Raw genomic sequence first — 9,188 nt, 5'->3', positions numbered from 1 at the left:
ATGATCCCCGTCCGTGGTTTCGAGGGCAAGACGGTCGCGGTGTTCGGCCTGGGCCGGACCGGCCTGACGGCCGCCCGCGCGCTCGCGGCCGGCGGGGCGAAGGTCGCCCTGTGGGACGAAAGTCCGGCCCGTCGCGCCGCCGCCGAGGACGAGGGCTTCAAGCCCGTGGATCTGCGCGCCGCCGACTGGAGCCAGTTCGCCGCCCTGATGCTGTCGCCCGGCGTGCCCCTGACCCATCCCCAGCCGCACTGGACGGTGAAGATGGCCAAGGACGCCGGGGTCGAGATCCTGGGCGACATCGAGCTCTTCGCGCGCACGGTCAACGAGGCCCCGCCGCACAAGCGCCCCAAGATCATCGCCATCACCGGCACCAACGGCAAGTCGACGACCACGGCGCTGATCGGCCACCTGTGCGCTTCGGCCGGACGCGACACCCGCGTCGGCGGCAATATCGGCGCCGGCGTGCTGGGCCTGGAAGACATGCATGGCGGCGCGGTCTACGTGCTGGAGCTGTCCTCCTACCAGTTGGACCTGACCAGCAGCCTCAAGGCCGACGCCACGGTGCTGCTCAACATCTCGCCCGACCACCTGGACCGTCACGGCGGCATGGAAGGCTATATCGCCGCCAAGCGCCGGATCTTCCTCAACCAGGGCAAGGGCGACACCGCCATCATCGGCGTCGACGATCCCTGGTGCCAGCAGATCTGCACCGAGATCACCGCCGCCAACCGCCGCACCATCTGGCCGATCAGCGCCGGCAAGGCCATGGGCCGGGGCGTCTACGCCCTGCAGGGCGTGCTGTACGACGCCACCGGCGACCGGGTGACCGAGATGGCCGACCTGCTGCGCGCCCGCAGCCTGCCGGGCCGCCACAACTGGCAGAACGCCTGCGCCGCCTACGCCGCCGCCATCGCCATCGGCATCCCGCACCACGACGCGGTCGAGGGCCTGATGACCTTCCCGGGCCTCGCGCACCGGATGGAGACCGTCGGCAAGATCGGCCGCGTGCGCTTCGTCAACGACAGCAAGGCCACCAACGCCGACGCCGCGCGCCAGGCGATGAGCAGCTATCCCAAGTTCTACTGGATCGCCGGCGGCGTGCCCAAGGCGGGCGGTATCGCCGATCTGATCGACCTCTTCCCCCGCGTGGCCAAGGCTTATCTGATCGGGGAAGCCGCCGAAGACTTCGCTGAAACCCTCGAAGGCAAGGCCCCCACGCGACTGTGCGGCTCGATCGAGGTGGCCACCGCCGCCGCGTTCTCCGACGCGCTGGACAGCGGCGAGGACGCCATCGTGCTGCTGTCGCCCGCCTGCGCCTCATTCGACCAGTTCGCCGACTTCGAGGCGCGGGGCGAAGCGTTCCGGGCGGCGGTTGAAGGGCTCGGGAAGATCGGGGCGAAGGCGGCGCGGGGGTAGGGCCAGCCGTCTTGCGGATGTGCTGAGCTCTGAGCGGTCAACGAACCGCTGAACTGCCGCAAGTCGCTTGATGTTGTCTGCGACGATTGGTGTATGAATTGAAGGGTGGCGTCTAAGGTCTCGCTGTTCTCAGTGTGACCTTAGACGCAATTATGTTTTCCGCCTCTAGATTACTCGTCAATGCAGAGCATGTAGGTCTCGGGGTTGGGGCATATCCATCCACCGGCGGGGCTTTGGAAGAAACAGCCCGCACTCAGAAGACATGCAGCGTTGTTGTCGGCCTTGCTAGGGGCGGCAATCGCGGACGCGGCGAAAAGCGTTACCACCAAAACGACCTTGTTGAGCACTCGAGCCTCCTTGCTATATCTATGCGAGAGGCTGCCTGAATGCGACTTTAGATGGAACGGCCTCCCGGGCGGACTCTGTTCACGATGCTGTGAATCGGAATATTCGCCCTCCAGGTTGAGCCGCCGCCTCTGAGATAGCCGTTTGTGCGAGGCCGCTCCCAGAGCACTCGCGACCCGGGTCGTCACCTGCAAGGGCGCGATCATCCTCCGGGATGACGGAGACGGTCGCCGCGAAGCGATGCTAGAATGCCGGGGCTTGGCCCCCGCTTCGTCGCGGCGGCGGGCGTGGTGCAGTAGAGCGATTTTTTTAGCGTCATGGTCGTCCTTTTCCAGCAACCCGCCGCCGTGCAGCGCCCCGAAGCGGCTCTGACGGCGCGTTTTCTACGTCCCGTCCTTCCCGCCCTGGAGGCGTTACTGCTGGAGGTCCGCGCCGAGACCGACCTGGCGCTTGGCGAAGGCGCGGCCCGGTACGGCAAGCCCTATCCGATCGGCTATTGCGCCGAGATCACCCACGATGTGCTGGCGCGACTGGGGGCGAGGCTTCGCCAGCCGCGCCACGCCGGAGAGCGAGCGCTGAAGGCCTTCATCCACGCCGGCGGCGACGGGCGCTGTGTCTGGGGCGTGCTGCGCGGCCAGTATTTCCAGACCGCCCTGCAGATCGGCGGGCTGTACATCGACGTCGCCAACGACACGGTCGATGTGCGCAAGCCCAAGGTCGAGATCCTGCCGATCCAGGAATCCGGTTTCGAGGCCATTCGCGACGCCGCTCATTTCGCGGGGATCGCCGAGGCCTATTGGGGGCTGCGGGTCTACGCCAATCACGCCGTGCCATCCCTTGCGCCGCTGCTGCCGATGATCGGCGTGCCGGTCAGCGGGCCCGCCCATCTGCAATCCAACACCCAGTACATGGTCGAACTGTTCCGCCAGGACGCCTTCGCGCGGTCGCAAGCCTGGCTGACCGAAGGACCCGCGCCGTCCACTGACGTGATCGAGGCGGTCAGGTCGCTTTGCCCCGCGCCCCTGCTCGCCGCCGCAGGGCCTCCGGGACGGGAGGCGGCGATCCAGGCTTGCCAATCGGCGCGGGCGACGGGACGGGCTTCGGACCAGGCTTGGCGCGATGCGCTGGTGGCCGATTTTCCAGCGGTTTGTGGCTCTATCCCCGTTCGCGAACGGGGATAGGACAGATTCGGACGTAGGATTTTCAAAGGCTTATTTTCCTACTTGTGCGTCACGATAGGAAAATTATCCTCATGTGCGGAAAATCAACCTAGATTCGGGTGTGGTCGCTGATCGCGATCCCGATGAGAGGACGCCATGTTGGTTCAAGCACTTGAGGATATCTGGGCGATCACGCCCGATCCCCGTCGCGACCGTTTGACGGTCGCCTTCGTCACCCATCTGGTCGCCATGGCGACGGATGTTTCGCCGGGCGATATCTCGGCCCACAAGCGCACGTCGGTGGCGGCGGCGCGCGCCCGGCAGATCGCCATCTACCTCACCCACGTCACCTTCCACTGGCCGCTGTCGCGCGTGGCCTTCGCCTTCGGCCGCGACCGGACGACCTGCGGTCATGCCTGCCACAAGGTGGAGGACCTGCGCGCCGATGCCGCCTTCGACGCCCGGCTGGTGGCCCTGGAGGACTGCCTGCGTCAGGCGCCGCGCCTGGTGGCGGAGATCCCGCGATGAACGATCTTGAGGTCGAACACCTGGCCGGCCGTGCGGCCCGGCTGCTGGCCCGTCCCGGCGCGGTGATCGAGGGCGCGCCCCTGGGCTATGCGGTGCGGCTGGGCTCCAATCGCCGGCGGCGGCCGATGCTGGTCATCGACGAGGCCGCCTTTCAGGCGCTGGTGCGGATGGCCACTCTCCGGCCACGCGCCCAGGGCGGGTGGTCTCTGGTGCTGACCCCGCCGGCCAAGCCCGCGCCGCCGGCCGGCAAGCCGGGCGTGATCGAGGGCGAGAAGGTGTTGGAGGAGCCGGGCCTGGGCCCGATCGCCTTCAAGGCCAATCTGGGCGAGTCGCCGCTGGCCTGGCTGGCGCGGCGTCGCGACGGCAAGGGGCGTCCGTGGCTGACGCCGGTGGAGGCCGGGGCGGGCGAGCGTCTGCGCGAAGACTTTCACCGCGCCGGCACGGTGGGCCGCCTGACCATGAACTGGGACGCCGGCCCGCGCGTCGATGGCGGCGGCGGTCGCCGTCTGGATCCGGCGGAGCGTGGCCGTGCGGCCAAGGCGCGGATCGCGGCCGCGCTGGAGGCCGCTGGTCCCGGTCTGCGCGAGATCCTCGAGCATGTCTGCCTGGCCGGCACCGCCCTTGAGGCGGCGGAGCGGTCTCTGGGCCTGCCGCGCCGGGCGGGCAAGACGGTGCTGAAACTGGCCCTGCAGCGGTTGGTCGTTCACTACGGAATGGGCTGACACGAAAAAGGGCGGGACCTTGCGGTCCCGCCCTTCGCGCTCAAACGCCGAAAGCTAGTGCTTCAGCATGTGCTTGATGTCGCGCATCTGGTCGTGGCCCGACTTCACCGAGGTCCAGGCCTTTTCGATGACGGCGCGGGTCTGGGCGTCGACGTCCGTGTCCTTCATCGCCTTCTCGTACTTGCCCTTGATGAAGTCCTCGCCGGACTCGACCTCGTTGATCACCGCCTCGTCGCCCTTGGACAGGCTGTCGCGGAGATTGACGAAGGCGCGATGTGCGGCGGCCAGGATGGTGCCGTCGTCCTTGGGCTCGCCGCCCAGGCGACGGACCTCGTCCTGCAGTTCCGAGGCGACGCTGCGGCGCTCCTGGGCGCGCTGCTCGAACAGGGTCTTGAAGCGCTGGCCTTCGGCGTCCTTGGCGGCGGTTTCATAGCCGTCGGCGCTGTCGATGGTGGTCTCGACCAGGCCGTTGACGAGCTTGATGTGGTCTTCGTTGGTATGGGCCATGGGGAGGCTCCTTGCTGGGGGTTGCCTCCGATAACGCGAGCCGGGCGCGGACGATCCGCGCGAGATGTCAGGTCTCGCCGCTATCCCGCGTCGCGCCGACATGGGCGATGCCCAGTTCGCGCGCGCGGGCGACCTGGCGGTGGCGCTCGGCGTAGCGGGCCTTTGACGCCTCGTCTCGGGTGTCGTGACAGGCCGGGCAGGCGACGCCTTCGACAAACAGCGGCGAGGCGCGCTCTTCCGGACTGATCGGCCGCCGGCAGGCCCGGCACAGGGCGTGGGTTCCGGGGGACAGGCCATGGCCGACCGCCACCCGCTCGTCGAACACGAAGCACTCGCCGCGCCACAGACTTTCGGGTTCGGGAACCTGTTCCAGATAGTCGAGGATGCCGCCCTTGAGGTGGAAGACCTCCTCGATCCCCTCCGACTTCAGGAAGGCCGTCGATTTCTCGCAGCGGATTCCGCCGGTGCAATACATGGCCACCTTCAACGGCGGGGCGCCGGGACCGCGCTCCTCTTCCAGACCGGCGCGATAGTCGCGGAACCAGTCGGGAAAGGCCGAAAAGCTTGAGGTCTTCGGATCGACCGCGCGGGCGAAGGCGCCGATGGCGACCTCGTAGTCGTTGCGGGTGTCGATCACCACGACGTCGGGATCGGTGATCAGGGCGTTCCAGTCGGCTGGCTCGACATAGGTCCCGGCGTTGGCGACGGGATCGAGGTCGGGAAGGCCCAGGGTCACGATCTCTTTCTTCAGCCGCACCTTCATGCGGTGGAAGGGCATGGCCTCGGCCCAGGCGCTCTTGGGGACCAGATCGCCGCAGCCGGGCAGGGCGCGGATGTGGGCCAACACGCTCTCAATGGCGGCGTCGGTTCCGGCGATGGTGCCGTTGATCCCCTCGCGCGCCAGCAGCAGGGTGCCCTTCACGCCGACCGCGCAGCAGGCCTTGGCCAGCGGGCCCCGCAGGGCGGCCGGATCGGAAAAGCGCGTGAACCGGTAGAGGGCGGCCACGCGGAAAGCTTGGGTTTCAGACGTCATCTCAGGGAGGCCATAGGCGCTTCTGGAAGCGGTCTCAAGCGCTCGCGGAACCAAGATCCAGGCTTGGCGGTTAAGCTGGCATGAGCATCCTGATCGTCATCCTTATCGCCCTGGTCCTTCTCGGACTCGCCCTCTACATCGTTCAGAGGTCGCCGATCCCGTCACCCGTGAACTGGATGATCCAGCTCGTGCTGGTGGTCATCGCGATCCTGTTCATCGGCAATCGCGCGGGCTTCTTCTAGGCCTTTGGCCCCTGGGTCAGCGCGGCTTCCGCGTCGCGCTGGATCCGGGCGACCATGGCCTTGAGGCCGTTCGACCGCTGTGAAGACAGGGCGTCGGACAGGCCCAGCTTGTCCAGGGCCGCCTTGGCGTCGAACGACGCGATGTCCGCCGCGGGTCGACCCGAATAGAGCCGTAGCAGGATGGCGATCAGTCCGCTGACGATGTGCGCGTCGCTGTCGCCCCGGAACACGATGGTCCCGTCCGCCTTGGGTTCTGTGACCAGCCACACCTGGCTGGCGCACCCGCGCACCTTGTTCTCGTCGGAGCGCTCGGCGTCGCTCAGCGGCGTCAGCGACCCGCCCAACTCGATCACATAACGATAGCGCTCTTCCCAGTCGCCGAGCATGTCGAACTCGTCGACCAGTTCCGTCAGGGCGGCGTCAATGGGGCGTGTCATGCCGCGCCGTTTAGGGGCGTGGCCGATCGCTGGCAAGCGTTCTGGTCGCCGCGTTCAGGCCTGACGCAGGCTGACCATCGCGCAGAGGCCCGCGCCTGGTCGCGAGTTCAGCCGCAGGGCCCCGCCCATGGCCCGCGCCAGCAGGTCCACGATTGGCAGGCCGAGTCCCGCGCCCTCGCTGCACCGTGTCAGGGCCGTTCCGCCCTGTTCGAACGGGCGCAGCAGGCGGGGCAGGTCCTCGGGCTCGACGCCTGGGCCCTGATCGGTGATGGCGATCTCGACCATGTCGCCGGGAAGGTCGTGCGCCGTGATGTAGACCTGACCCCCGACCGGGGAATGGGTGATCGCGTTCTGCAGCAGATTGCCCAGCATGGTCCGCAGCCCGCGGCTGTCGGCCATGATCGGGGCCAGGGGGCGCGCTTCGGCGACCGTGATCTTGATCTGGCGCGCCGCGATCTCGCCCTTCAGTTGCTCGATGGCGTCGTCGATGGCTTCGTCCAGCGCCTCGGGCGCCAGATCCAGGTCCGTGACATGACCTTCAAGCCGGGCGATTTCCACAATCTGGTTGACCAGTTTCAGCAGCTTCAGGCCGCTGTCGTGCACGATCTCCGCGTACTCCCGATACTGGGGAGAGCCCAGGGGGCCGTAAAGCTCGCGCGACAGGATCTCGGAAAAGCCGATGACGGCGTTGAGCGGGGTGCGCAGTTCATGGCTGACCATCCGCAGGAACGAGCGCTTGCGATCGTCCAGCGCGGCCCGGCGACGCGCGTGCGCGGCCGCGCGTCGCGCGGTCGAGGCGTCCAGAGGGGGCGATGCGTCCAGAGACGCCGGTTCAGGCATGCGATAAGCTCCGGGACGTTCTGTCCGCCTTGGCGCGGTCTGAACCATGCCCGATGCCGCTTACGATTCCGTTTCCGTCCACAGACCCTCCACCAGGAATGATCGCTCACTGATTGAGCGGTCTGGAGAGATCGGGCTTGTCGCGTTAAGGTTTGGCGACGGCGCTGATTGGCGTCGCGTTCAGGGAAGTCACTCGCGCTTGGAATTTGAAACGCTTCCGGACCCGTTCAAGCGACCCGCGCCACAGGCGCGGGGCCTCGGGACCGCGCGTCTGTGGCGGCTGGGCTGGCTGGCGGCCATCTGTCTGGCGGCCGGGGCGACGGCGTTCCTGCCGGGTCGGGTGGGCTGGCCAATCTGGGCGGCCTTCGCGGCCGGCGCGATTCCGGCGCTCGTATCCCTTCCGATTGCGGGCGATAGGGCGGGCGAGGATGATCGTATCCAGTCCCTGCTGCTGGTTTTGTGGGCGGTGGGCGGATCCGCCGCAGCCGTCCTGACGGGCGGCGTGTCCGGCGCGATGAGCGCCTGGTGCCTGGCTCCGGTGGCGGCGGCATCCACCCAGACGCCCTCCCGCAGACTGGCCGAGGGCGCGGCCCTGTCGCTGATCGGCGGCTGCGTGGCGGCCCTGACCCAGCTGTCGGGCCTGGCGCCGGCCGCGCCGACCGGTCCCCTGGCTTTCATCATGGGCTTCCTGGCCCTGTCCACCACCGGGCTTGGTTTGGCCTCGGGCCTGCTGATCGGGCGCCGCAGGAGTGGCGTGCGCGACAGCCGTCATGCCTCGGAACTTCAATCGCTTGAGGTCATGCTGGACGGCCTGCCTAACCTGGCCATCGCCGTGACGACGCGGGGCAAGGTCACGGCCGTGCGCGGCGCGCCGCCGCCCGGCGTGACCATCGTCGATATCGTCAATCGCGGCCTGGCCGCCGCGGCGGCGCCGAACGACCGTCAGCGGGTGGGCGGGGCGATCGCCCAGGCCTTTCGCGAAGGCCAGGTCAGCATCACCTTCAATCCGGCCCTGGGGCTGGACCGGATCGTGGCGCTGGACCTGCAAAGGGTCTCGCCCGTGTTGCTGGTGGGCCTGCTGCGCGACGTCACCGTCGAGCGGACGCGCGAGAGTGACCTGGATCGCGCCCGCGCCGACGCCGAGGCCCTGGCCGCCGGCCGAGCCCGCTTCCTGGCCAATATGAGTCATGAACTGCGCACGCCGCTGAACGCCATCATGGGCTTTTCCGACATCATGCGCGCTCGCATGTTCGGCCCCCTGTCCGATCGCTACGGCGAATACGCCGAGCTGATCCACGAGAGCGGCGGCCATCTGCTGGACCTGATCAACGACGTGCTGGACATGTCCAAGATCGAGGCAGAACGCTTCGAGCTGTCGCGCGGCGTGTTCGACGCCCGCGAGGCCGTGCAGGCGGCCATGCGGCTGATGCGTGTCCAGGCCGACGGGGCGGGCGTTCAGCTGCGCGGGGTCCTGCCGCCGGCCGACCTGGAGGTCGACGCCGATCGCCGGGCGCTGAAACAGATCGTGCTGAACCTGATCTCCAACGCCCTGAAATTCACCCCGCGCGGTGGTCAGGTGACGGTCACGGCCGACGGCTATGACGGCGTTCTGGAGATCGTGGTCGCCGACACCGGCGTCGGCATCAGCCCTGAAGACCTGGAGCGTCTGGGGCGTCCCTACGAGCAGGCGGGCGGGGTCGACCAGCGCGCCAAGGGGACGGGCCTTGGCCTGTCGCTGGTCCGCGCCTTCGCCAAGCTGCATGGCGGGGAGATGCATATCGAAAGCCGTCTGGGCGCGGGCACCAGCGTTTCGGTGCGCCTGCCGGTGCTGCTGGCGCCGCTGCGCGCGGCCAGTCCGCCGGTGGAGCCGTCGCCGGAACCCGTCGCCCCCCCGTCGCCGGACCCCGAGCCGCCGGCTAGCCTGGGCGACAACGTGATCGCCTTCGCGCCGCGTTAGG

10 protein-coding genes are annotated in these 9,188 nt (G+C 68.3%); 6 read left to right on the top strand and 4 right to left on the bottom strand.

The annotated features are described in order from the left end of the window. The 4 genes from murD (at window position 1) to ACQY9P_RS01185 (ending at window position 4,171) form a co-directional block, all read left to right on the top strand. Window positions 1-1,416 carry a UDP-N-acetylmuramoyl-L-alanine--D-glutamate ligase gene (gene murD / locus ACQY9P_RS01200; RefSeq protein ID WP_421737069.1) on the top strand — a complete coding sequence of 472 codons (1,416 nt, stop codon included), beginning with the start codon at window positions 1-3 and terminating at the stop codon, window positions 1,414-1,416. 662 nt (window positions 1,417-2,078) lie between these two features. Beyond that, a complete protein-coding gene (locus ACQY9P_RS01195) occupies window positions 2,079-2,942 on the top strand; it encodes a hypothetical protein (protein ID WP_421737070.1) in 864 nt (287 codons plus the stop codon). A 135-nt stretch (window positions 2,943-3,077) separates the two neighbouring features. Further along, window positions 3,078-3,449 (top strand): helix-turn-helix domain-containing protein, encoded by a 372-nt coding sequence (locus ACQY9P_RS01190; RefSeq protein WP_421737071.1) that lies wholly within the window; start codon window positions 3,078-3,080, stop codon window positions 3,447-3,449. Next, the gene (locus ACQY9P_RS01185; RefSeq protein WP_421737072.1) at window positions 3,446-4,171 is read left to right on the top strand and encodes a DUF6456 domain-containing protein; all 726 of its coding nucleotides are present in this window, start codon (window positions 3,446-3,448) and stop codon (window positions 4,169-4,171) included. Before ACQY9P_RS01190 ends, ACQY9P_RS01185 begins: the two co-directional genes overlap by 4 nt. 54 nt (window positions 4,172-4,225) lie before the next feature. On the opposite strand, the gene ACQY9P_RS01180 is transcribed toward ACQY9P_RS01185, so the two are convergent. Next, the gene (locus tag ACQY9P_RS01180; RefSeq protein ID WP_421737073.1) at window positions 4,226-4,678 is read right to left on the bottom strand and encodes a PA2169 family four-helix-bundle protein; all 453 of its coding nucleotides are present in this window, start codon (window positions 4,676-4,678) and stop codon (window positions 4,226-4,228) included. A gap of 67 nt (window positions 4,679-4,745) precedes the next feature. Further along, a complete protein-coding gene (locus tag ACQY9P_RS01175; RefSeq protein WP_421737074.1) occupies window positions 4,746-5,711 on the bottom strand; it encodes a rhodanese-related sulfurtransferase in 966 nt (321 codons plus the stop codon). Window positions 5,712-5,791: 80 nt separating this feature from the next. Between ACQY9P_RS01175 and ACQY9P_RS01170 the strand changes: the two genes are divergently transcribed. After that, the gene (locus ACQY9P_RS01170; RefSeq protein WP_421737075.1) at window positions 5,792-5,953 is read left to right on the top strand and encodes a hypothetical protein; all 162 of its coding nucleotides are present in this window, start codon (window positions 5,792-5,794) and stop codon (window positions 5,951-5,953) included. Here the strand turns inward: ACQY9P_RS01170 and ACQY9P_RS01165 are convergent. Continuing rightward, complete coding sequence (locus ACQY9P_RS01165; RefSeq protein WP_421737076.1) at window positions 5,950-6,390, bottom strand: SufE family protein; 441 nt, start codon at window positions 6,388-6,390, stop codon at window positions 5,950-5,952. The genes ACQY9P_RS01170 and ACQY9P_RS01165 overlap by 4 nt on opposite strands. A gap of 54 nt (window positions 6,391-6,444) precedes the next feature. Then, complete coding sequence (locus ACQY9P_RS01160; protein WP_421737077.1) at window positions 6,445-7,230, bottom strand: sensor histidine kinase; 786 nt, start codon at window positions 7,228-7,230, stop codon at window positions 6,445-6,447. A 199-nt stretch (window positions 7,231-7,429) separates the two neighbouring features. Here ACQY9P_RS01160 and ACQY9P_RS01155 point away from each other — a divergent pair, with 199 nt between their 5' ends. Beyond that, complete coding sequence (locus ACQY9P_RS01155) at window positions 7,430-9,187, top strand: sensor histidine kinase (RefSeq protein WP_421737079.1); 1,758 nt, start codon at window positions 7,430-7,432, stop codon at window positions 9,185-9,187. Window position 9,188 lies beyond the last annotated feature (1 nt).

This window comes from Caulobacter sp., assembly GCF_965279145.1.
Classification (GTDB): domain Bacteria; phylum Pseudomonadota; class Alphaproteobacteria; order Caulobacterales; family Caulobacteraceae; genus Caulobacter.
Note: the sequence above shows the minus strand (reverse complement) of the source record. Positions and strands in the feature narration are given on the sequence as shown.

Excerpts from the sequence above, each read along its gene's own strand:
- murD (WP_421737069.1), top strand. The coding sequence starts at position 1 with ATGATCCCCGTCCGTGGTTTCGAGGGCAAGACGGTCGCGGTGTTCGGC.
- ACQY9P_RS01195 (WP_421737070.1), top strand. The coding sequence starts at position 2,079 with ATGGTCGTCCTTTTCCAGCAACCCGCCGCCGTGCAGCGCCCCGAAGCG.
- ACQY9P_RS01190 (WP_421737071.1), top strand. The coding sequence starts at position 3,078 with ATGTTGGTTCAAGCACTTGAGGATATCTGGGCGATCACGCCCGATCCC.
- ACQY9P_RS01185 (WP_421737072.1), top strand. The coding sequence starts at position 3,446 with ATGAACGATCTTGAGGTCGAACACCTGGCCGGCCGTGCGGCCCGGCTG.
- ACQY9P_RS01180 (WP_421737073.1), bottom strand. The coding sequence starts at position 4,678 with ATGGCCCATACCAACGAAGACCACATCAAGCTCGTCAACGGCCTGGTC.
- ACQY9P_RS01175 (WP_421737074.1), bottom strand. The coding sequence starts at position 5,711 with ATGACGTCTGAAACCCAAGCTTTCCGCGTGGCCGCCCTCTACCGGTTC.
- ACQY9P_RS01170 (WP_421737075.1), top strand. The coding sequence starts at position 5,792 with ATGAGCATCCTGATCGTCATCCTTATCGCCCTGGTCCTTCTCGGACTC.
- ACQY9P_RS01165 (WP_421737076.1), bottom strand. The coding sequence starts at position 6,390 with ATGACACGCCCCATTGACGCCGCCCTGACGGAACTGGTCGACGAGTTC.
- ACQY9P_RS01160 (WP_421737077.1), bottom strand. The coding sequence starts at position 7,230 with ATGCCTGAACCGGCGTCTCTGGACGCATCGCCCCCTCTGGACGCCTCG.